Below are 22085 nucleotides of genomic sequence, written 5' to 3'. Positions count from 1 at the left end.
GGGTGTCGGGGATGCGGCGGCAGTTCGTGGCCGGCGCGCAGACCTGCTCGGCGAATCCGCCGTCGGCGTGCAGACCCAGAACGCGCCGGGATGGACAATCCTGGCGCTGGCCGGCGCCGCAGGCATCACAGGCGCCACACCCGACCGTCGGCCAGCACACGACACGATCGCCCGGCATAAAATCGCCTGCCGCCGGCCCGACCGCGCTCACCGTGCCGGCAAACTCGTGGCCGATCGTCACCGGCATGCCGGCGGCCATGAACTCATAACCGTTAGTCCATTCATAGGCGTGAAGGTCGCTTCCGCAGATTCCCGCGGCCGCGACATCGATGAGCACGTGGCCGGCAGGCGGCGCTTCAAGCGCCTCCAGCGTCACCACCTCCGCTCCAAACCGCGGTGCATTCTTGCGCAGCGCGAGCATTCGTTCTCCCGAGCCCGGCGCGTCGACGGTGGCCCGCTCCCCCTTCGCAGGATACCGTCGCCGTGCTATGTAATTTGTTATAACAAATAATGCGCGAGGAATTTCCGATGTCAAGCGCCCAGCCGTCGAGAGAAGGCACAGAACAGCGAAACGGGGACTGGATGCGCCCGATTGCCAAGGAAAATCTGAGCGAAAGGGCCTATGCGCAACTGCGCAGCGCGCTGATGCACGGGCAACTGAAACCGGGGGAACGCCTGCTTTTGCGTCCCATGTCCGAACGTTTCGGCATCAGCGCGACGCCGATGCGCGAAGCCCTCCTGCGGCTGGTTTCGGAAAAAGCGCTCGCCCTCGATGCACGCGGCACGGTGGTGGTGCCGACACTGACGCTCGAGCAACTGCTGGAAATCCGCAGCATCCGCCTCGATCTCGAGGGGCGCGCGGCGGCCGAAGCCGCGCGCATCGCCTCCAACGAGGCGATCACCGAACTGGAAGAGATCCACGCCCGGATTTCCGAGTGCCACCGAACCGGCGCTTTTGCGCGCGCCGTCAACCTCAACACCGCCTTTCATCTGCAGCTTTGCGAATCGGGGAAGCTGCCCATCGTGCTGGAAATCGTCGAGCGGCTTTGGGTCCGCTGCGGTCCGATCCTGTCCCATCTCTATGACGCGGGCGTGCCGGACTGGGAGCCGCATCCGCATCTGCGGATCATCGCCGCGCTGCGCGCGCGCGATCCCGAGGGTGCGCGTGCGGGGATCCAGGAAGACATCGAGCGCGGCGGCAAGGGGCTTCTCGATCACGTGCGCAGCGCGAGGGAAGAGGACTGACGCGCACCAAGAGGCGGGACGGATCCCGCTTTCCGGGGAATGCCTATTCGCCGAGATGATCCGCGAAGGTCGTGCCGGAATAGGATGTACGGAAAAGACCGGCCTCGGCCAATCGCGGCACAAGCGCCTCGAAAACGAGCCGCAGGGATGACACGGATCCTCCCGGCACGGCGATGAAGCCGTCGATGGCCCCGGCCTCTACCCAATCGCGGATGGCCTCGAAGGCGTCGTCGATCGTGCCGATCACCTGCCAGTGCGCCGAACCGATCACCTCCGGCCGCCACAAGAGTTCTTCCACCGTGGGCGAGTCGCGTTCGATGAGCCGGCGCAGCAGATCGGCGTGCGTGCGGCTGCGCGGGTGTTCGGGCGGCGGCGGCAGTTCGGCCGTCGTGACCTTGCACTCGAGCGGCCAGTCGGAAAGGTCGAGCCCGGTCATCTCGCGGATGGTGGCAAAGGCGCGGGCCTTGTCCGCCCGTGTATGGGTCTCGGCGAAGAGTTCGAACGCCTCGGCCCGGCTTTCCGCGAGGTACAGGCTGAGGCCGGGCATCAGATTGATCGCATCGGGCGAGCGGCCATGGCCCTCGGCGCGCCGGCGCAAATCGCGCCGCAGGTCTATGGCGGCTTCCCTGTCGGGCGTCGAGGCAAAGACGGCATCGGCCACGGAGGCGGCGAAGTTGCGGCCTTCCGGCGAGGCGCCGGCCTGGATGAGCGGGATCGGCGCCCTGGCGTATGTCGGAAGGTTGAGCGGGCCCTTTACCTTCAGATGGGAGCCGGAATGGTCGATGGGACGGACGAGAGCGGCGTCGGCGAACCGTCCGTTGGCGCGGTCCATCATCAGCGCCTCTTCGGGATAGCTTTGCCAGAGAAGCCTGACGACCTCCGTGAATTCCGCCGCCCGTTCATAACGTTCCTCGGCCGAGGGCATCGCCGACAGGCCGAAATTTTCGTGCCCGGCGAGCGCGGTGACGATGTTCCATCCGGCGCGCCCGTTGCTCAGCCAGTGGAGCGATTGAAGCTGCCGTGCCACGACATAGGGCGGGAGAAAGGTTGTCGAGATCGTCGTCAGCAGCCCCACACGCGACGTCTCGCGGGCGATCGAAGCAAGAAGCATGGTTGGATCGAGGCTTGAAAAGCCCGGACCCTTCTCGAGGACCTCGGTGCGCAGAAAGAGCGTGTCGGGGCAGAAGACGAAATCGAGATGCGCCGCCTCCGAGCGCCTGGCGATGTCGAGATAGAAGTCGCTCGAAAAAAGACCCTCGATGTTGCTGTCTGGCCGGCGCCAGGCATCCCCGCTCAACCAGGTCGGGGCCAGCGACATGCCGATGTGAAGCTTTCGTCGAGCGCTCATCCTGAATCTCCGGGCGTTGGAAATGTCCGCGACAAGGGACGGGGGAGCCTGATTCCGCGTGATATCGAATTGTGGAGTTTTTTACTATAGTTTAAGTTCGCGCCGGAGAGGCGAACGGGAGTCGCTATTCGGTGCTCGAAGCGAGAGAAATCAAGGCAAGCTACGGCTCGACCCCTGTCCTGCACGGGCTGTCGACGCGCTTTGCGGCGGGCCGCGTCACCGCGCTGGTGGGCCCTAACGGATGCGGCAAGTCGACGCTCTTGAAGGCGATCATGGGCTTCCTGCCGCTCGCCGCCGGCGAAATAAGGCTCGAAGGCCAGCCGATACGGCAGATCGGCCGGCAGTCGCTCGCGCGCAGGATCGCCTATCTGCCGCAGGAGTGCCGCTGCCCCGACTACATGACGCTGGGCGAACTCATCGAGCTTGCGGGCTATGCGCGCTACTCGCTGGTCGGCGGGCCGTCGGATCACGACAGGCGGCTGTTCCGCGAGGCGCTGGAGATCGTCGGGCTTTCCGATAAGGCCGGCGCCCAGGTGAACGCGCTCTCGGGCGGCCAGCGCCAGCGGGCCTGGATAGCCATGGTGCTCGCACAGGACACCGACGTCATCATGATGGATGAGCCCGTCAATCATCTCGACATGAAGTACCAGTATGCCGTTCTCGGGCTCGTGCGCGAACTTTCCGTCCGCCACGGCAAGACGGTCATGGTGGTGTTGCACGATTTGAACCTCACCTCGGCCTTCGCCGATGACGTCATCATGCTGCGTGGCGGCAGGGTCGTTGCGGCAGGCCCGGTCGAGCAGGCCCTCACCGCCGCCAACGTCGAGCGGGTTTTCGACCTTAAGGCGGACATCTTCGACCGCGGTGGCCGCCTCGTCTGCCTGCCCCGTATGCAGCGTGTCGAACCGATACCCGCATGACGCGACGCTTCGTCTTCCTTTTCAGCGCCCCTTTCCTGCTGGCGCTCGTTCTCCTCATCAGCCTTTCCCTTGGCGGCGGCTCATTCCATTTTCTTGATGTCGTCCAGGCGTTCATTGCTTTCGATGCCGAAAGCTACGATCAGGCAGTCATCCTCCACCAGCGCTTGCCGCGCGCGCTGATCGCGATCTATGTCGGCGCGACCATGGCGTGCGGCGGTGCGGTTCTGCAGGGCCTCGTCCGCAATCCGCTCGCCTCGCCCTCGACGCTCGGCATCAATGCCGGCGCGTGTGTCTTCGTGGTCGGCGGCGCGTTTCTTTTCGATCTCGGGATGGCAGCGCTGGGGCTGGCGGCACTCGCCGGCGCGTTCTTCGGCTTTCTGTCCTGCCTCGTGGTGGCGCGGCTTGCGGGCCGTACGCATGATCCGCGCGGCCTTGCGCTCATCCTTTCGGGCGCGCTGGTCTCGATGCTCTTCTTCGGCGTGACCAACGCCTTCCTCCTCTCCGACCCCATGCGGCGCAACGAATTCCTCGGCTGGGTATCCGGCAACATCAACCACGTTTACATCGACCGGCTCCTTGCCTTCTGGTGGATCGGCGCGGTGGCGATCGGACTTCTCGCCGTTCTCGCGCGACCGCTCACGCTCATCCTGCTCGGTACGGAGAAGGCCGCGTCCGCCGGCGTGAACGTCACCGCCGTCACGCGTCTCGCGCTTACCGCGACAGTCCTCGCCTCGGGATCGGCCGTGGCGATCTGCGGCCCGATCGGCTTCGTCGGGCTGGTCGTGCCGCACATCGTGCGCCCCTTCGTGGGCAACAACTTCACTTTTTCGCTGCCCGCCTGCGCCCTCACCGGCGCGAGCGTCTGCCTGCTTGCCGACCTTTTCGCCCGGGAAGCCTTTCAGCCATACGTCCTTCACACGGGCCTCGTGACGGACCTTCTCGGCGGGCTGGTCTTCGTGGTGATCGTCAAGCGCTTCTACCTTTCGCCGGCGGCAAGGGGGCGCGCGTGAGACGCGAACACGCGACGGACGGCAAGCCGGTGCTGCGCTTCGCCTCGGGCCTGCAGATCCGGGTGGGCAATCTGCGGGCCGGGATCGGGCTCATGAGCGCGACAATCCTGCTGGCGGCGCTGTCGGCCGGGCTCGGCGTCACCGACGCCGGCATCCTCGATCTCCTGAATGGCTTTACCGGCACCGACGCCGACGATGCACGGGCCTATGCGCTCTGGACGGTGCGGCTGCCGCGGATCGTCATGGGCTTCATGGCCGGCTGCGCCGTCGCGCTGGCCGGAGCCATGCTGCAGTCGATCGCCCGCAATCCGCTGGCCGATCCTGGCCTGTTCGGTCTCAGCCAGGGCTCGATGACGATGATCATGCTTCTCTTCGTCCTGGCACCCGCCGCCCCGAAGGCCATGATCGCGCTCGCCGCGATGACCGGCGGACTCGGAGTGGCGATGTTGCTGATCTGGCTCGGCGGCGGCGAGCGGTCGAGCGGGCTGGCGATCCTTCTGATGGGCATCGCGATCGAAAGCGTGCTGTCCTCGGTCGGCTCGCTCCTGATCCTCTACATGCCGACGGAGACGTCGCTCGCGCTGTCGGAGTGGATGGCGGGGTCCCTCTTCAAGGCCGACTGGTCGAGCATCGCCACCTTCGCGCCGCTGATGGTCTTGAGCATCGTCGGGATATTCCTTTCCGGTCGCGCGCTTTCCGCCTACGACCTCGGGAACGAGATGGCGATGGCGCTTGGCGAGCCGGTGGGGCGCTCGCGGCCCGTGATCCTCGTTTTCGCCGTGCTGCTCAGCACGGCCGCGGTGACTGCTGTCGGGCCGCTCACCTTTCTCGGCGTGCTCGCGCCGCATCTGGCGGGCTTCGTATCGCCCGCCGTCTCGCGCGCCCGGCTTTTTCTGTCCGCTCTCATGGGCGGCATCCTGGTGATCGCCGCCGACGCCCTGACGCGCGGCCTCGTGGGCGATGTACCCCTGCCCATCGGCCTCAGCCTGACGATCATCGGCGTTCCGCTCTTCATCCTCGCCTTGCGTCTCCAGGCGCTTCGAAAAATGCAGACACATTGAAAGGGAATGCGATGCGACTGTCGATCCTCCTGGCTGCCCTTGTCGCCGCCAATGCCGCCCTTGCCGGGGAACGAGCCGTCACCGACGATGCCGGGCGCGCGGTCACGATCCCCGACCGGCCCGAGCGGATCGTCGTCATGCATGAACCGCTGCTCGGCCTGCCGCTCATGGATCTCGGCGTCGAACTCGTCGGCAGCTACGGCCGCACCGACGACGGCGAATTCGTGACGGCCGTCGACTTCATGGACACTGTCCTGGACACGGACCTTGCCAAGCCCAAGGGGATCGGCCCCTTCGGCCAGATCGACCTCGAAAGGCTACGCGCGCTCGAGCCCGACCTGATCATCGGCACGGATCTCAATATCGACAAGGTGGAGCAGCTTTCGACGGTCGCACCCGTCTATCTGCAGAATGTCAGCACCGGGAAGGCATACGGCTTCAGCGTCGAGGAGGACCTCGCCAAGGTGGTCGGCCGGGAGGATACGTTCACAAAACGCAAGGCGGCCTATCTGGACCGCGTGGCCGAGGTGCGGAAGGCGCTGCCCTCTGATCCCGCCGGCCAGGACTACCTCGCCGTCTTCCTGACCGACCAGCTCAACGCGGTCGGCGAGACATCGGGTGCGATCCAGGCGCTCGAGGATCTCGGATACAGCCGGCTGGAACCGGAGCACGAGGGCGGGGCAGCGGGACGGGGCGGCTCGATGATGCTGGTACCGCTGAGCGTCGAAGCTTTCGGGCAGCTTGACCCCGATCTTCTGGTTTTGATGAACAGCTATATGAACGACGCGCGCGAGGAAGCGGGAACACGCGCCGCACTCGACAGGATCATGCCAGGCTGGGAGAAGTTCCTGAAGCCGGCTAAGGAGGGCCGCATCCTTTTCCTCGATTCCGCCAAAGTCACCACGCCGACGGTGGCCAGTGCCGAACACACGCTGGACGCCGTCGAGACATGGGCGAAGCGGTAGCGGGTGTCAATTTCAACAGAGAAGTGCAGCGCTCAGAAGACAAGTGTAGTGGAGGCCACTGGAAGGTCTTGGTTGTGGAGAACAGTCATCCACGACGAGCGTGGTGGATGGCTTATACGCGGACAGTGCGGACGTTCGAACTTTCAGGCGTAGCTCTTGATCACCGCAACACGGTTTGCCTTTGCATTGGTGAATTCGAACACGTGGCTGAAACGCCGACGATTGCCATTTCCAAGTGTTACCTCTCCGCTGGCTGAGCCTACTTTTCCGTGAGAGATCGCGTGCTCGACGGTGATGGCAATTGGTGTCGTCCGATCGGCAAGTTCCTGAAACAATGCGCTTCTTCCGTTGATCGGCTCCTCCGAGGCACCTTCCCAGACGACATCCTCGCTGAAGTCTTGCGGTGTGGCTTCGCCAGTTTCCAGCGCGATCGCCATATCCTGCACAAACTTGTTCTTGGGAGAGTTCCCGCAATCTCTGCTGCCGTGAATTTCGGTCATCCAACTCTCCTGATCAGACCTTAGATCACCATAAGAGCTCTCGTGCCGAAGGTTCAAGAAGGGTGGAAACCGGAATTCAAAGCGAATGCGCGGAATGACCATTTTACGCACGCAAGTGGACGTAAATTAGTCCGATCTTTCAAATTCCAACTCCAACCATCTTAACAGCGCTTGGGTTTCCGCATGGTTACCCCGGCGCGCGCCACGGAAAACCGAGATTTCAGTCGGCCGGTGGATCGTTTCGTCGCACGCGCGGATCAAATTGCCCTCGGCGAGCATACCATCCACGGTCCGGCGCCAGCCCAGGGCGATACCTTGCCCAGCCACCGCAGCCTGAAGAACCAACGGGAAGCTGTCGAAATGGACGAGGCGCACCTCCTGCGGCATCCGCCTGCCGAGAGCGTTGAACCATTCCGGCCAATCGATCCAGTCTTGCGGAACCACCCGGTGTGAGAGCAACGGAAAGCGAGACAGACTATCCAGTGGAATCGGTTGGCGCACGCCTTCAACCAATCCCGGCGCGCAGACGGGGAAGACTTGGTCGGATGCCGTGAAGGCCAGGCGCGCAGAGCCGGAAGGTCGACCGGTCGTCTGGATCGCGACGTCGAAATGCTCCCGCGCTTCGGTCAGTGGCGCGAGGGCGCTGACGACCCGGACCTCGATGTCCGGATGCCGCTCGTGAAAGCGGGAAAGGCGCGGCATGAGCCAGTAAAATGCTTCGCAGAGCTGGCAATGGAGCACAAGACCGCCAGGTAAGGCCACGCCGCGGAGCTGGGCGGCCTCTGTCGCGATGTCGGCAAGGGCGGTGCTGACGATACGGCCGAACCGGCTGCCTTCGTCGGTCAGGAAGACTGCCCGATTCCGACGCTCAAAGAGTGCGACGCCGAGATCGCGTTCCAACGCCGCGATCTGCTTGGTCACTGCCGTCTGGGTCAGGCCCAGCTCTGAAGCGGCAAGGGTGAAGCTCTCATGCCGGGCAGCGGCCTCGAATGGCCGGAGGCGGGATAAGGGCGGCAAGGCCCGTGTGATGTGATCCATGCCAAACACTCATCTATTTTCGACAAAAATGCATTATTACAGCTCTCTGAGTTCTGTTTTCCATCCTACATGGAATGGAAAACATCCTCTTCGCAATCACTCGATCGTCGCAATCTGGGAATTGTGTCCATCATCGGTGCGGTCTTTCTCCTGTCGTTTTCGGATGCGCTGGTGAAGAATGCGGGCGACCATCTCGGTCTGGGTCAGATCGTCTTTCTGCGATCGGCGTTCGCGGCGCTTGTGATCGCAGGCAGTGCTCTCGCCTTCTCCGGCTTGGGGCGCCTTCACTCGATACCTCCCTTTTGGGTGTGGGCGCGCAGCCTCTGCCTGACGGTGATGTGGCTGTGCTACTATGCCGCCCTGCCGTCGATGTCCTTCGCCCTGGTGGCGGCCTGCTACTACACCTCGCCGATGTGGATGGCGCTGCTGTCGCGTCTCCTTCTGGGCGAGCCGGTGGGCGGTCTGCGCTGGCTCGCCATCTTTCTGGCGCTGACGGGTGTTGTGCTGGCCGTCAATCCGGGCATCGGAACAATATCGCCGGTGATTGCCTTGCCCTTGGCCTCGGCGTTCCTTTACGCCCTGGCTGCGGTCATCACCTGGAGCCGGTGCCAAGACGAAGCGCCCTTGACCATGGCACTGAACCTTAATGTCACGTTGGCAGTCACGGGCGCGGTGAGCATTGCGGCTCTGGCAGCGTTCGGCCCTGGCGACGATAAAAGTTTCGTCTTGTCCGTCTGGCCCACGCTCATGCTGGAGGACTGGTTGTTGGTCGGTATCCTGGGGGTTCTTCTCGCGATCATTGCGACTGCGGTTGCGCAGGCCTACCGGCTAGCTCCATCTCCCATCGTGGGCGTATTCGACAATGCCTACCTCCTCTTCGCAGCCATGTGGGGCGTGCTGTTCTTCGACGAAGTCCCGGCCATGCGTGAAGCGGCAGGAATGGCCCTGATTGCCAGTGGAGCCATTATGATGACTAGCCGAGACCATTCGACTTCCGATGATCGGCGCAGCGGATTTATCAGCTCTGGGCGCTAAAGCAGGCTTCCGCAGGCATACCGTCAACGACCGCGTAGGGTCGATTCCTGCCGGACCGATGAACCATGAAAACACTTCACGTGTCTTCTGTTCGCGGCAACTCGCTGCACTTCTCACCTGCGCGCTGAACTTGTCTTATACACGCGCGAAGCCCCAAATAGCTGCCTTCTGGCGTGCCTCACTGCATTTGACTGTTGAATTCAACAGCGGGGTCGGCATCATAAAAAAAGCGGGCCGGAAGACGGCCCGCCGACTGGTGTCGGAAGTTTATGGGGGTCAGAACCTTACCTTCATCCCGGCGCCGAATGTGCGCGGCTCCAGCATGGAGCCGACGATGGCGATCCCGCTGGCCGAGCGGTCATCATACTTCCAGGTGGGCATGCGCTCATCGAAGATATTGTTGACGAAGCCGTAGAACTGGAAGTTCTCGTTCGGCGAATAGGCGACACGGGCGTTGGCCACCGTATAGGAGTCGACCCAGTAGGCCGGGTCGTTGTTGTCGGTCGAGTGATACCCGTCCGTATGATAGACCTCGCCACTGAGCCGGACCTCGGGCGTGATGTCCCAGTCCGCGCCGAGGCTGACCATGTAACCGGGTGCCTTGCCGAACTCGTTGCCTTCCTGAATGTCCGCGGAAGGATAGTTGAACTCGATGATCTCGGTCTCGAGAAGGCCCGCCGAGGCCCGGATGCGAAGCGTGTCGAGGACCTGGTAGTCGGCGCTCACCTCGAGGCCGTAGGACCTTGCCTTTTCCGCGTTCACGACAACATTCCCGAACAGCCGTCCATTGAGATAGTCGGGCACGACGCGCTGCGAATTGCGCTGATCGGTATAGAACAGGTTGCCGCTCAGCGTCAGCCGGTCGTCGAGCAGGCGCGCGCGGGCGAACAGTTCGTAATTCCAAAGCGTCTCGGGCTCGAATGTGTAGAAGCTGGCAGTCGCAAACCTCAAACCGGCGCCGCCTGGATTATAGCCACGGTTTACCAGAGCCCCGACCGTCACGTCCGGTGTCAGGTCGTAGGCGAGGGAGATCTTGGGCAGGAGTGCATCGAAATTCTCATCGAAGTCCAGAATCTCGCCGGGTGCAAAGCCGGGAGCACTGCCGCTGCGCTGGATGTGGTCGAACTGATAGCGCAGCCCGCCGGTCAGCGCCCAGCGCTCGGCAAAGCGCCAAGTGACCTCCGAAAAGAGCCCGAGACTGTCCTTCGTGTCGTCGAAGTCGGAAACGCCGCGCAGGTAGAGCGTGTCGTTTGAGACGACATGGCTGTAGTAAATGCCGGCAACGCCGCTCCAGGTGGAGTCGTCGGTGCCGAAATTGATCCGGGTTTCGTTCGAGACATCCCGATAGTCGATGGTGGCGCCGCCGTTCGTCCAGGGCTCGACCTCGCGGGTGATGTCTCCCTGCGAGTACTGGAACTGGTTGGTCAGTTTGACGTCGTTGCCGAAATCGTACCCGATATCCAGAACGCCGGTGCTAACGCGCGTGTCATAGCTCGGCATGGAGACGGTATTGTTGTCCAGATCCTCGTAGGGAGGATAGGCGGCTTCCGACGTCGGGCGGTTGAGCTTGGTGTGCGAAAAGGTCAGCTTCGCCTCGAGCCCGGGAATTTCCGCCGGCTCCCAAAGCAGCTTCAGGCGCCCGTTGAAGGTCTCGAAATCCTGGTCCGTATTGCCCTTCGCAAAATTCGGGTTCGTGTAGTCGATGAAGGTGTCGCGACCGCTGTAGTCGAGTGCCAATCGTGCCGCGAAATCGTCCGTGAGCGGCCCTGAAACCACGGCCGAGACGCGCTTTTTGTTGCGGCTGCCGTACTCGATTTGCGCCTCGCCTTCGGGCGTGAATGTCGGATCCTTGGTCTTTACGATGACGGCGCCGGCGACGCTGTTTGCGCCCATGGTGGTCGTCTGCGGTCCGCGGAACACTTCGACACTCTCGACGTCCCAGATCGAGCTCGCACCAAAGACGGATTCGTAGAAAGACAGGTTGTGGCCGTCGACATTGATGCGGGCGCGCGGAACGGTGCCGCCAAAGAATGCGCCTGAGCCGAAGTTGGGGCCCTGGCCGTCAACGCCGCGGAACACCGGCGCACTGACGGTGTCCGTGTAAAGAACGTTCGGAATGCCCCGGACCACGTCGGAGACGTGGGCTGCCTCGACCTTCTCCTCGATATCCTCTTCCGTGACCACCTCGACGGAGGTCGCCGTGTCGAAAATGCTGCGTTCGACGCCCTCGCCCTTGACCGTGATGACGTCGAGCACCGTCACGCGGTCGGAGGTGGATGCCGCCTCCTGAGCGAACGCAGGCGCAGCGAATGCGGACAGGAGCGAAAGCGCGCTGACGCCACGGCCCAAGATCCTGACAAGATTTGACGACATGATTCCCCCGAATCCCCGAGCAAGAACGCTGGCTGGAGACGGGACCCTTGGCTCGCGCAAATGAATGATCGTGTCTCCTCAAATGCATAAGGCCTCCTTCCCTGTCAATATAAACTTGAGTTTTTGAGGCAAGTTATATTGCGAGGACGCGCACCCCTTGCTATGGTTCCCGCATCGACGGCAGCACTTCAGACAAGGCTGATGTGGCTCAAATCCGCATTGAATCTCCCGCTGATCATGACACTCGGCCTCGCCCACCGCTGCCGGCCAGAGGCAGAGAATGCCGCGAAGTCGGTCCGGCCGAGAACTTCCTGAAAGGAATTGGTACGATGAGCATGCCGCAAAGCATCCGCGCGCAGCCGGCCACGCGCACCCCGGAGCGCCACCGCCACCCCGTTCGGTTGCGTCGTCTCAACGTGGAGCGCGTAGAGCAGATCAACCACGCGATGGTGCGCCTGACACTGACCGGGCCGGAACTCGAAGGTTTCGTCAGCCTGGGATTCGACGACCACGTCAAGATGTTCTTTCCGGAACCGGGCGAGGCGGAGCCGGTACTGCCCTTCGTCGGACCGAACGGGCTGGAGATGCCGAAGGACCGCAAGCCGATCGCCCGCGATTTCACGCCGCGTCACCACGACGCGGCGAAGGGTGAACTGGCGATCGATTTCGCGCTCCACCACGACGGGCCGGCCAGCAACTGGGCGCGTTCGGTGAGCACCGGCGACAGCGCCTGGATTGCCGGACCGCGGGGCTCCTTCGTCTTTCCGCTCGATTTCGACTGGCATCTCCTGATCGCCGATGAAACCGGCCTGCCGGCGCTGGCGCGGCGGCTGGAGGAACTGCCGGCGGGCACACGCGCGGTGGCACTGATCGAAATCGACGGCGCAGAAGACGAGATCGCGCTCGAAACCGCGGCCGAGGCGACCGTCGCATGGGTTCATCGCAAGGGCGAACCTGCCGGCGAAAGCCGGATCCTTCAGCAATCGCTGAAGGCGCTCACCCTGCCCGGGGGGGATTTCTTTACCTGGATCGCCTGCGAATCGCGGATCGCCAAGGAATTGCGTTCATTCCTCATCGAGAACCGTGGCGCCAACCCGAAGTGGATGCGCGCCTCGGGCTACTGGCGGCGCGGCGCGACCGGCATCCACGATCACTTCGACGACTGAGTATACGGCGCCGGGCGATCACGAAATGACGGAGACGCGGATGATGGAGCAGATACGCGGCGAGCTCTCCCGGGTTCTCGATAAGGAGTTCGGAGATCTGGCTGCGGATACGAACCTGATGGAGGTGGGTCTGCACTCGCTGGCGATCATGCGTCTCGTATCGGCGTTATCGCAGATCGCGGGAACGCAGCTCGACTATGCCGACCTCGCTCGCGAACCGTCGCTCGGCGCGTGGCAGGCGCTGCTTTGCCGGCTTCGGAACTCCGGCCCCAAAGAGGCGTGACACCGCCACGGCTTGCTGAGCGCCACCCCTTTCGGCCGCTCTGGGCGGGCCGCGGGGCAACGACGATCCGGCGTGCGGCCGGAGCAAGGGAGATAGAGATGGCTGGACATTCCGATCGCCTGCTGGCGCGCAATGAATTGCGCCGCTTCAATGAAACATTCGAGGAGCCTGCCGCAGAAGTGCGGGCCGCGGAAGAGGCGCAACGGCCTTCCGAGCACGAAGAACGCACGTGGCTGGCCCAGCAGCAGGACCCGGATGCTGTCTTCAAGCGTATCCTGGCCTATCGGCTGGGCGGGTGGCCCGACATCGCGAAACTCGTGCACGCGGTCCAGACCCTCGTCCGCGCCATGCCCGATCTCAATGCCCGCTACCGCTTCGATGACGATGGCGAGTTGCACAAACACTTTAACGGAGACGAGGGACAATATCTGGAAGTCCTCAGCGCCGATTCCAGACGAGAAGCGGTCGAAACCATACTCGCCAGACAGGCAGCGCCCTGGCATCCCGAACACGAGCCGCCCTTCAAGGTCCTGCTGATCCTGGGACGCGGAGAAGTCGTTGTTGCCCTTCTCATGCACCGGATCCTCGACGAGGCCTGCTCTCCCGAGAACGTGCTGGACAACCTTACCCGCGCCTATAATGGCGACCCGCTGCAACCGGCCGTCATGCGCCAAACCGCGGCGCCCGCGACTGAAACGGACTATCCGGCACCTGTCGACTGGATCCGTCGAGGCGAACCGGACATGCAGATCGAAGTCATCGATTTCGGCGAGTCCAGGGCAAATCCCGCGAAACAGCGGGTCGCCTTGCGCTACGGCACGGTCGTCGAAACAGACTCCTTGAACGGGCTTGCCGGCTCACCGCCCGACGCTTTGCGACTCCTTGCCACCATTTCGGTGCAGTTCGCCCATTTCCTTTGCGACCTTGGCGGGCACGCGAAGATCGGCCTCGTCCTGCCACGCCAGCCCGAGGCGCGGCTCGGCGACCATGGCCTCCTCGCTCCGCCGGACCTCTTGCACCTCGTCGTGGAGCGCGACCTGCCGGTCGCCGACGCTGCGGCGCGTGTTGCGGCCCATCTGGAAGCCCAGCAAACAGAAGCTTCCGGTGGAATGCGAACCGCACCGGAGACAAGTCTTCCTCAGGCCCACGTTGCCTGGCTCACGGATCCCCGCCGTTTCTTCGCACCGCGCTCCGTCACCGTCGAACGCCTTCCCATGCCGACGCTCGAAACGCGCCCCGACCTCGCACTGGCCGTGGGCCTCGACGCCGAAGGCAGGACCATTCTCGAGCTCGTGACGGGACAGGCCGTCTCCCCTTACGCCGGCGCCTTTCTGCTGGAACGTTTCACCGACTTCGTCAGGGGCAAGGCTGTGACCGGCGCCGAAGGGGCCATTTTCCCATTCTCGCTCGTGCGCGGGCCGAAACAGGCCGACGCGACCGCCGCTGCATCCCCGGGTCGGAACCCGGCGGACGGCGAGGCGGTCACTGCCCTCATCCTTTCCGAATTCCGAGAGGCCCTGGCTTCGCCGGAGATGGGCCCCGACGACGACTTCTTCGACCATGGCGGCCATTCGCTGATCGCAACCCGCATCATCGGTCGCCTCCTGGGCGACCACGGTATCGAGGTGCATTTCAACGACCTGTTCAGCTATCCGACCGCTGCCTCGCTCGCGCGGCATGCGAAACTCACGGACGCGACCGCCTCTGCCTCTTCGTTGGCCGACGCCGCGAATTCCTCCTCAATCGCGCCGCTTTCGCTTGCGCAGATGTCGCTGTGGAAGGCATATGCGGCCTTCGGCTTCAACGAGATCTTCAACATTCCCTTCGCACTCGAATTCCTCGACCCTGTGGACGAGCACGTGTTCGAATGTGCCTTTACCGACATTCTCGAGCGGCATCCTGGGCTTCGCACGCTGTTCGTCATGGAAGGAGAAGACGTCCGCCAACAGGTTGTGCCGATGTACGAGCTGCCGCGGTACAAATGGTTCTGGTCGAGCAAGGAGAGCGAAGACGTCGACCGACATCAGGAAGCCGGCCACCGTTTCGATCTCGCCCGGGAACTGCCGATAAGGCTCCGCTTCATGGTTGACCCCGCGACCAAGCGCCAGATCCTTTCCTTCCTGTTCCACCACATCGTGCTCGACGAATGGTCGGTCAACCTCATGATGGACGAACTGGCCGAGGCTTATCGCGCCCGCGCCGCCGGCACGGAGCCGGCTTGGGCCACGAGCCCGCGCGCCTTCCAGGACTTCGCACGGCTGCAGAATGCGAGCGGCGTCGATGCCGCCCACCTCGCCTACTGGACGGACATGCTGCGGGATGCGCCGCACGGCCTGCCCCTTTTCGAGGGCCAGACGGCGGCCGGTGACCGGGACGGCGAAGCATCGCCCGCCGGCGGCTGGGTCGAATTCAAGCTCGAAAGCGAAATCTGCGAGGGCCTTTATACGCTCGCCAGGGAGAACAGCGCCTCGCTCTTCAACGTGGCCTATGCGGCGATTGCCGCTTCACTTGCCACGCTCGGCCGGCTGGACGAGCTCGTTGTCGGCACCTCCGCCTCGGGCCGTACCGATCCCGACTTCTTCGACACCATCGGCTATTTCACCACGGTGGTGGCGCATCGCGTGCGGTTCACGGACGGAATGAAGGTCGGCGCACTGATCACCACGGTGAAGAACACGATCAATGAATCCATGCCGCATACGGACATCCCGATCGACCTCGTCGAGGAAGCGCTCGGCATGACGCCCGGCAGGGACCATCTGTTCGAGGTATTCATCCAGATCCACGCCAAGAACAAGCTGAACGGTGCGCTGCCGACACCCGACGGCGGACGCCTCGAATTCCGTCAGATCGACCCGGACAAGCAGGAATCGCTGCTCGGACTGCAGTTCGAGGTGATGGAGGAAACCATCGGCGAGGAACGCGCAATCCGCGTGCTGATGAGCTATCGCGCCGACCACTATCGACCGGAGCAGGTGGAACTGATCCGCAGCACGACACGCAACGTCTTCGCCCTTTTCTCCCGCCCCAGTGCCTCGGACGTGGTGCTTGCCGAGCTGGAACCGGTGGCACCAGAGGCGGAATGAATTAAGTCGGGGCGGACAGAGAACCGCCCTCGTCCTTCGACAGGCTCAGGATGAGGGCGGGTTGCACAGGTGCGGACCTTCCCTCAGGAGCAATCGACAGAGATGAAATTGCTCCAAAGGTCGGCAACCGGGCGGTCCATCGCCTCCGGCGACAGGCAGTGCTCGAGGAAGGCCGGCAGGTCGCGGGTGTGCCGCTCGAACGCGTCCCGGCCCGTCATCGCCGGGTCGGCGTCGATGTAAAGCGTCAGGCGGCTGCCGTCGTCTTCTCCCCGAAAAGTCAGGTTGAAGCCGTCGCCCGGTCCGCTCGCCAGGATGTGGCGGGTCACGCGGCATCCCCCGAAATCGGGGGAGCTGAAGGGCAGCACGTTGATGAGCGGCGAGAAGAAGAAGCGGCTGTTCTTCGGGACGCCGCGATCCGCGGCGATCTGCTCGATGCGATAGCGGCCGTGCAGCCGCTGTTTCCGGAGCACGCCGACGCTCCGGGCAAGAAAGGCACGCAATGTCTCCTGCGGATCCAGTGACAGATGGAAGGGCAGGATGTTGACCAGCATGGCCGGAAGATGCGCGCCGACGCTTCCCCAACGGCTCATGAAGGGCAGCCACAGTGTCAGGACGTCGCGGTCACCGGCGCTTTGCCGGGGCATGGTGGCATAGAGATAAGCCCCCGACAGAAGGACGAGCAGGTCGGGCCAGCCGATCTTGGCCGAAGACGCTGTCGCCCGAAGGTTCCGGCAGATGGCGTCGGGAAGTGCGGCGCCATGGTGAAGCCCCGGTTCGCCGTAGTCCTCGCCGCCCCTGTCGAGAACAGGCAGATCGACCGGCAGGTCGAGATACTCGGACCAGAAGGCACGGTCCGCCTCCCAGCGGCGACTGCCGCGATAGGCGTCTTCCTCGGCAAGGAAGCTTGCGAAGGAATGGAAGGGATGGCCGGCCTCGGCACGGCCGCGGAAATGACGGTAGAGCTGGCCGCAACGCTGCTCGATGAGAGCGAGCCCGTAGCCGTCGACGACGATATGGTGGGCGCGGAGATACCAGAGATAGCGCTTCTCGCCGAGGCGGAAGAGCAACTGTGCGGACAGTTTGTCGGTGGTAAGATTGAGCTTTGCACGCACGTCGGCATCCATCAACCTCTCGGCCTCCGCGAACGGATCGGGAAAGGCGCACAGATCGATATGCTCCACGATGGGTGCCCGGCGCGGATCAGAGCGTTGCTGCGGGCCCTGCCCGCCGGTACCCCGCCGGAAACGCACCGACAGCACCTCCGCTTCACGCACCGTCTGCGCGATCGCCCGCACCAGTGCGTCTTCATCGACATCACCCTCGATATCCAGATAGTGCGCGACGGTGGAGAGAGGCAGGTCCGGGTGAGAGGAGAACTCCTCCCAGAAGTCGAGCTGACCCAAGGTCAGCGGCATCCATCCACCGGCAATCTCGATCTCTGACATGAAGAAATTCCTCGCAACCTTGGTGAATCGGAGGACCCGCTGCTGGTTGATGTTCGCGGCGGTCGGGTCGGGATCATCGTCGGCCCTGGCTGGCAAACAGCTGCTCGACCTGGCGGGCATTGCGGCAGCGCACCAGTTGCTGCGGTGCAAGCTCGACGCCGAATTCCTCGCGGATCCGCATGGAGATCGGCTTCAGGTGCGACGGCAGAAGGCCGATCGCCATGAAGTCGGTCGTATCGTCCACTTCCGCAGCCCTCGCCTTGCCGAGCACGCTCAGATAGATCTCGAGCACGCGGCGCCCTCTTTGCTGCCCCGGAGCGGGCGCGGCGATTTCGATTGCCGGAGCGGCGCCATCGGCCGCCGACGTCAGAAGTTCGCGGGCGCGGCGGCGGTCGGGCTTGCCGTTCGCGGAGAGCGGCAATTCCTCGACCTCTAAAAAGCGGGTCGGGACATGCGACTCGGGCAGACGCAGCCGGGCGAAGCCGCGCAGGTCAGAGGCCTGAAGGGCGGATTGGGGCTCCGGCACGTAGAGTGCGCCGACCGCGGCTTCGCCGCGATGCTCGACGCCGTAGTCGACCACCAGCACGCCGCGAATGGCGGTGTGCCTTGCAAGCTCGTTCTCGATGTCGGGCAATGACACCCTGACACCGCGGACCTTGACGTAACCATTGACGCGGCTTGCGAAGAGGATGTTGCCGTCCTGGCGGTAGCGCCCGCGGTCGCCGGTGCGGAAGGCGCGAACCGGCACGCCTCTCTCGTCCATGACGGTCACGAAGTCGTTCTGGGTCAGGACGCCGTCTTCCAGATAGCCGAGGGCGACGTTGACGCCGGCCGTATGGATGCGGCCGACGACCCCGGCCGGGCAATGTTCGCCCAGATCGTTCAGCACGAAATAGCGGTTGGCGGGAAGCGGGCGGCCATAGGGAACGCGGTCGACGTCTTCCGGGCCGATTTCGTGCCAGATGCTCCAGATGGTCGTCTCCGTCGGCCCGCCGAGGGAGAACAAGCGCATCTCCGGCACCAGCCGGCGCAATTCGGCGATGACGACCGGCTTGATGTAGTCGCCGCCCTGCGCAACGAGCCGCAGCGATTTCAGTTCGTCGCCGCGCCGGCAGGAGAGCAGCATTTCGAGAATGGCGGGAACGGAACACCAGATGGTGACGCCGTGCTCGGCGACGAGCCGGTTCCAGCCGATGGCATCCTTTTCCTCCTCACGCGTGGGCAGCACGAGCGTCGCGCCGGCGGTGAGGCAGCCGAACACGTCGAACACGGACATATCGTGATGGAGCGGCGTTACCGAGATGAAGACGTCGCGTCCGGTGATCGCCCAGTCCTCCAGGGTGCGGCCGATCACGTTGGACGTCGCCTTGTTGGAAAGAACCACGCATTTCGGCTTGCCGGTGGTGCCCGAGGTATAGAGATAATAGGCGGGCTCCTCGCTCGAAGAGAGTTCCTCGAGCGGGGACGTGAGCGCCCACGGGTTGGCCGGCGCTTCGCCCGCCAGAAGCGCCTCGGGCGTCGCGGATTCGAAATGGTCGACCGTGCCCGGCGAGATCACGAGATCGGGGCGGCAATTGTCGAGCAGGTAGCGCAACCGGTCGACCGGGGAAGCCGCATCGATCGACACCCAGATCACCCCGATCAAGGCACAGGCGAGCGTGACGGTCGTGTGCTCGGGGCTGCGCGGCAGGCAGATCGCGACGACACTGCCCTTACCGATGCCGCGCGCGGAAAGCGAAGCCATGACCCTGCCGACACGATCGCCGAGGTCGGCATAGGAAAGGCGTCCGGCGCCGCAGATCAGCGCGTCCTTGTCCGGTTGAGCGTCGAAGAGGTTGTCGGCGATGCGTTTCAGGAACCCGCTGCAGGAGAAGTCCCCTTCCGCGCCGTTCAGCCGATAGTGCCCGTGGTCGAGGACATCCCGCGCGGAGAATTCGAGCCCACCTGCCGCGCAAATCGCTTCCACTGCCCGGTCGATGGCCGCGAGAATATCGGACACAATCGTGGAATCGATCGCCTCGCGGGCATGATCAATATCGAGGATGAGATTGCCCCCGCCGTCGGCCGAAAAGCGGATATCCATCGCCACCTGCGGGGTCTGGGTCAGCCCGGCGTGCAGTTGAACCGAACTCTCCCGGCCGAGCGCCGGCCAGGACAGGCCATTGGTGATGACTACCGGCAGCACCGGCCCACCGGAATGGGTGTTCATCAGGAGCCTGTTAATGTCGATGCCCGAAAAGGACAGGTGTTCGAGCCCCTCCAGTATGTCGCTCTGCAGCGCGCGGGCACGCTCGGCTAAGCTGCCCTGACGGATGTCCCAGTTCACCGCGACGAAGGTCGAACGGTTGGCGAGAGGACCGGCGTCCTGTGGCGCGACCGGAACGCCGACGCAAAGCGCGCCTTCCTCGAGCCAGCGCGACAGCGTCTCGAGGAGGACCGCGGTCAGGGCCGTGTTCTTGAAAAGACGCTCCCTGGCGCCGATACGGGAGATCTTCGCAAACCTCTCACGCCCGACGATCAGACTTTGCCGCGCGTAGCGGGAGACCCTGATCGTCTCGAGCGGCTTTCTCCAGGGCAATTGCGGCGGCCCTTCGAAGGACCGCAGCTTCTCCGTCCAATAGGCCGCATCCTCGCTGCGTTTCGCGGCCGGTCCCGGCGCGGGCGAAGGTGCGCCGGCGGTTTCGGTCGGCAGCGTTTCTTCGCCGAACAGTTCGAGGATCAGCGAGGCGATCGACCGGCCGTCCAGGATCAGCGCGTCGAAAAGAAGAAATACGACACCGGTCTCTGCGCCCGGATCGTCCGCATTGGGCTCCGGCGACCGGAAGGCGGTCACCTGCCAGGGCGGACGGTCGAGATCGAGCAATTGGTGCGCATAGTCCTCGCGAAGATCGTCTATCCGTCGGAGCGCTTCGGCGCGTGGCAATTCGCTCAGGTCAATCTCTTCGAAATTCACCACTGGTTCCGGCGATACACGCTGGAGCAGCCGCTGGTTGTCGATGCGCGTGCGCAGGCTTTCATGGCGACAGACGAGGTCGAGAAGACGCGCCGGCAACGCGGCAAAGTCGATGCGTCCGCGATATTCGCGGAACTCCTGCATGGCGACCCCGCCGAGCGGCAGATGCTCGCCGCGGCCCAGCAGATAGGCGCGCTGGAGGGGCGTCAACGCTGTTTCCATGCCATCTTCTCCGGTCTGCGGCGGCTCGACGGATTCTGGTGCCCGGTCGGGTTGCGCTGAGCGGGCAAGGATTTCCTGCAGCGGTGTGTCGAGAAAATCCGGGTTTGCGGCGACCCGCCGGGCGAGAGAGACGTAACTGTCGAACATTTCGCGGACCCAGTCCTCGGGAAGTGCGTCGAGCCGGATGTCCCAGTTGATCAGCATGCCGCCATCGGCGGAGGCCACCTGCGCGTCGAGGGCGACCTGGGGGCCCTGCGAGATCACCCAGTTCATCGTACCGAAGGTCCGGGTGACCCGCTCTGACAGGAGCTCACCGCCGGCGACGTCCAGGCCCGCGGTGAAGACGACCGGGGACAGTTCCATCGCCCCGTGTTGGCGCGAGAGATCGCGCATGACGCTGACGCCCGGATAGGCCGAGTGGGACAGCAGATCGGTCATCTGGGCGCCGAGCCCCTCGCAGAGCGCGGCCGGCGTTGCCGGCGAAGCGAGATCCACCCCGAGGATGAGGACGTTGGAAAATTCACCGACGATCCGGTCCACCTGTTCGATCAACGGTGGACGCCAGAACATCGGCACGTTGAGGCGGAAACGCTCCGATTTCGTGGCGCGGCCAAGGGCGGCGGCGAACAGGCCGAGCATCAGGGTGGAACTGGTCAGACGGCGCCGGCGGGCGGTTTGGAAGAGCGAATCCCGTTCCTCGGGCGAAAGCCGCGCCGCCAGGCGGTCGCTGCGGGGTGCCGCCGCGCCCTCGCCTTCCAGCAGCGGCAGAGCCGGTGCCGGCGGTATTTCGGCGAGGCGGACGCGCCACCAGCGCCGATCGCGCTCGCACCGTCGCTTGAGGTCGGCGTCGGCATTCATACGGTCGAGCCAGTCGAAGAAGCCTGGTGCGGCCGCTTCGTCAGGCGTTTCCGGGTCGTCGTAGAAACGGGCGAGATCCTCCATCACGATCCGGAAGCTGGCCGGGTCGACGGCGATCATGTCGGTATCCACGTGAAGCCGGCTGGCACCGCCGGGCAGGAGGCTCAGTCCGAAAGCCGCCGCCTGACCGGAGGCGAGATCGGGCTGCCGGTGGCTCCATGTTCGGCGCTTCGCCTCGAGCTGCTCTTCGAGCGCCGCCGGCGGCAAATGGCTGAGGTCGTCGACCGAGACGCGGAGCGACTTGCTTCGATTGTCGATGTCCTGAAGGCCGGCAGTATCGACGCGCAACCTGAGCATCGGATGGACCAGACACAGGCGGTCAACCGCGCGCTGCAGCCGCCCGGGATCGACATTCCCGCCATCGAACTCCGCATAGAGATGCGCGGCGACGCCACCGAGGGCGGATCGAGACCGGTGGCCCACCCAGTAGGCGGCCTGCATTGGCGTCAACTCTCTCATCGAAACTCTGTGATTGACAAAACATGATTACGATACTCAAGTATTAGCCACCGTCAAC

At 64.0% G+C, this 22085-nt stretch carries 16 protein-coding genes; 9 read left to right on the top strand and 7 right to left on the bottom strand.

What is annotated here, in order from left to right; all coding sequences use genetic code 11:
* Nucleotides 1-421 (bottom strand): alcohol dehydrogenase catalytic domain-containing protein (locus tag ACFP9U_RS06170; protein WP_378619838.1); only part of this gene is annotated, 421 nt, incomplete at its 3' end.
* 161 nt (nucleotides 422-582) lie between these two features.
* Here ACFP9U_RS06170 and ACFP9U_RS06165 point away from each other — a divergent pair.
* Nucleotides 583-1245 carry a GntR family transcriptional regulator gene (locus ACFP9U_RS06165; protein ID WP_378619836.1) on the top strand — a complete coding sequence of 221 codons (663 nt, stop codon included), beginning with the start codon at nucleotides 583-585 and terminating at the stop codon, nucleotides 1243-1245.
* Between the two features lie 43 nt (nucleotides 1246-1288).
* Here the strand turns inward: ACFP9U_RS06165 and ACFP9U_RS06160 are convergent, their stop codons facing one another.
* Nucleotides 1289-2593, bottom strand: a complete 1305-nt coding sequence (locus tag ACFP9U_RS06160) for an NtaA/DmoA family FMN-dependent monooxygenase (RefSeq protein WP_378619835.1) — start codon at nucleotides 2591-2593, stop codon at nucleotides 1289-1291.
* A 131-nt stretch (nucleotides 2594-2724) separates the two neighbouring features.
* Here ACFP9U_RS06160 and ACFP9U_RS06155 point away from each other — a divergent pair, with 131 nt between their 5' ends.
* The 4 genes from ACFP9U_RS06155 to ACFP9U_RS06140 are packed head-to-tail and all read left to right on the top strand — an operon-like array spanning nucleotide 2725 to nucleotide 6549.
* Nucleotides 2725-3513, top strand: coding sequence for an ABC transporter ATP-binding protein (locus ACFP9U_RS06155; protein ID WP_378619833.1), 789 nt, complete (start codon nucleotides 2725-2727; stop codon nucleotides 3511-3513).
* On the top strand, nucleotides 3510-4523 hold the full coding sequence (locus tag ACFP9U_RS06150) for a FecCD family ABC transporter permease (RefSeq protein WP_378619831.1): 1014 nt from the start codon (nucleotides 3510-3512) through the stop codon (nucleotides 4521-4523). The genes ACFP9U_RS06155 and ACFP9U_RS06150 overlap by 4 nt, the downstream gene beginning before the upstream one ends.
* Nucleotides 4520-5584: a FecCD family ABC transporter permease gene (locus ACFP9U_RS06145; RefSeq protein ID WP_378619830.1), complete on the top strand. Its 1065-nt coding sequence runs from the start codon at nucleotides 4520-4522 to the stop codon at nucleotides 5582-5584. Before ACFP9U_RS06150 ends, ACFP9U_RS06145 begins: the two co-directional genes overlap by 4 nt.
* Before the next feature lie 11 nt (nucleotides 5585-5595).
* Complete coding sequence (locus ACFP9U_RS06140; RefSeq protein ID WP_378619828.1) at nucleotides 5596-6549, top strand: ABC transporter substrate-binding protein; 954 nt, start codon at nucleotides 5596-5598, stop codon at nucleotides 6547-6549.
* Nucleotides 6550-6692: 143 nt separating this feature from the next.
* Here ACFP9U_RS06140 and ACFP9U_RS06135 read toward each other — a convergent pair whose 3' ends face one another.
* Complete coding sequence (locus ACFP9U_RS06135) at nucleotides 6693-7049, bottom strand: hypothetical protein (protein ID WP_378619826.1); 357 nt, start codon at nucleotides 7047-7049, stop codon at nucleotides 6693-6695.
* 126 nt (nucleotides 7050-7175) lie between these two features.
* Nucleotides 7176-8087, bottom strand: coding sequence for a LysR substrate-binding domain-containing protein (locus tag ACFP9U_RS06130; RefSeq protein WP_378619825.1), 912 nt, complete (start codon nucleotides 8085-8087; stop codon nucleotides 7176-7178).
* Between ACFP9U_RS06130 and ACFP9U_RS06125 the strand changes: the two genes are divergently transcribed.
* The gene (locus tag ACFP9U_RS06125; protein WP_378619823.1) at nucleotides 8079-9122 is read left to right on the top strand and encodes a DMT family transporter; all 1044 of its coding nucleotides are present in this window, start codon (nucleotides 8079-8081) and stop codon (nucleotides 9120-9122) included. The genes ACFP9U_RS06130 and ACFP9U_RS06125 overlap by 9 nt on opposite strands.
* 276 nt (nucleotides 9123-9398) lie before the next feature.
* Here ACFP9U_RS06125 and ACFP9U_RS06120 read toward each other — a convergent pair whose 3' ends face one another.
* Nucleotides 9399-11495 (bottom strand): TonB-dependent receptor, encoded by a 2097-nt coding sequence (locus tag ACFP9U_RS06120; protein WP_378619822.1) that lies wholly within the window; start codon nucleotides 11493-11495, stop codon nucleotides 9399-9401.
* Nucleotides 11496-11824: 329 nt separating this feature from the next.
* Here ACFP9U_RS06120 and ACFP9U_RS06115 point away from each other — a divergent pair, with 329 nt between their 5' ends.
* The 3 genes from ACFP9U_RS06115 (at nucleotide 11825) to ACFP9U_RS06105 (ending at nucleotide 16030) form a co-directional block, all read left to right on the top strand.
* Entirely contained in the window at nucleotides 11825-12661 is an 837-nt protein-coding gene (locus ACFP9U_RS06115) for a siderophore-interacting protein (RefSeq protein ID WP_378619820.1), read from the top strand.
* 40 nt (nucleotides 12662-12701) lie between these two features.
* On the top strand, nucleotides 12702-12944 hold the full coding sequence (locus ACFP9U_RS06110; protein WP_378619819.1) for a phosphopantetheine-binding protein: 243 nt from the start codon (nucleotides 12702-12704) through the stop codon (nucleotides 12942-12944).
* 98 nt (nucleotides 12945-13042) lie between these two features.
* Nucleotides 13043-16030: a condensation domain-containing protein gene (locus ACFP9U_RS06105; protein WP_378619817.1), complete on the top strand. Its 2988-nt coding sequence runs from the start codon at nucleotides 13043-13045 to the stop codon at nucleotides 16028-16030.
* 83 nt (nucleotides 16031-16113) lie between these two features.
* Here ACFP9U_RS06105 and ACFP9U_RS06100 read toward each other — a convergent pair whose 3' ends face one another.
* Both ACFP9U_RS06100 and ACFP9U_RS06095 read right to left on the bottom strand, forming a co-directional pair.
* On the bottom strand, nucleotides 16114-17475 hold the full coding sequence (locus ACFP9U_RS06100) for a condensation domain-containing protein (protein ID WP_378619816.1): 1362 nt from the start codon (nucleotides 17473-17475) through the stop codon (nucleotides 16114-16116).
* Nucleotides 17476-17548: 73 nt separating this feature from the next.
* Entirely contained in the window at nucleotides 17549-22027 is a 4479-nt protein-coding gene (locus ACFP9U_RS06095) for an amino acid adenylation domain-containing protein (RefSeq protein ID WP_378619814.1), read from the bottom strand.
* Nucleotides 22028-22085: the final 58 nt, after the last annotated feature.

Origin of the sequence: Nitratireductor sp. GCM10026969, from assembly GCF_042660605.1 — a bacterium.
GTDB lineage: Bacteria > Pseudomonadota > Alphaproteobacteria > Rhizobiales > Rhizobiaceae > Chelativorans.
This window is presented reverse-complemented; position numbering and strand designations above follow the sequence as displayed.

Coding starts and splice junctions, on each gene's coding strand:
- ACFP9U_RS06165 (WP_378619836.1), top strand. CDS start 583: ATGCGCCCGATTGCCAAGGAAAATCTGAGCGAAAGGGCCTATGCGCAA.
- ACFP9U_RS06160 (WP_378619835.1), bottom strand. CDS start 2,593: ATGAGCGCTCGACGAAAGCTTCACATCGGCATGTCGCTGGCCCCGACC.
- ACFP9U_RS06150 (WP_378619831.1), top strand. CDS start 3,510: ATGACGCGACGCTTCGTCTTCCTTTTCAGCGCCCCTTTCCTGCTGGCG.
- ACFP9U_RS06140 (WP_378619828.1), top strand. CDS start 5,596: ATGCGACTGTCGATCCTCCTGGCTGCCCTTGTCGCCGCCAATGCCGCC.
- ACFP9U_RS06135 (WP_378619826.1), bottom strand. CDS start 7,049: ATGACCGAAATTCACGGCAGCAGAGATTGCGGGAACTCTCCCAAGAAC.
- ACFP9U_RS06130 (WP_378619825.1), bottom strand. CDS start 8,087: ATGGATCACATCACACGGGCCTTGCCGCCCTTATCCCGCCTCCGGCCA.
- ACFP9U_RS06120 (WP_378619822.1), bottom strand. CDS start 11,495: ATGTCGTCAAATCTTGTCAGGATCTTGGGCCGTGGCGTCAGCGCGCTT.
- ACFP9U_RS06115 (WP_378619820.1), top strand. CDS start 11,825: ATGAGCATGCCGCAAAGCATCCGCGCGCAGCCGGCCACGCGCACCCCG.
- ACFP9U_RS06110 (WP_378619819.1), top strand. CDS start 12,702: ATGATGGAGCAGATACGCGGCGAGCTCTCCCGGGTTCTCGATAAGGAG.
- ACFP9U_RS06105 (WP_378619817.1), top strand. CDS start 13,043: ATGGCTGGACATTCCGATCGCCTGCTGGCGCGCAATGAATTGCGCCGC.
- ACFP9U_RS06100 (WP_378619816.1), bottom strand. CDS start 17,475: ATGTCAGAGATCGAGATTGCCGGTGGATGGATGCCGCTGACCTTGGGT.
- ACFP9U_RS06095 (WP_378619814.1), bottom strand. CDS start 22,027: ATGAGAGAGTTGACGCCAATGCAGGCCGCCTACTGGGTGGGCCACCGG.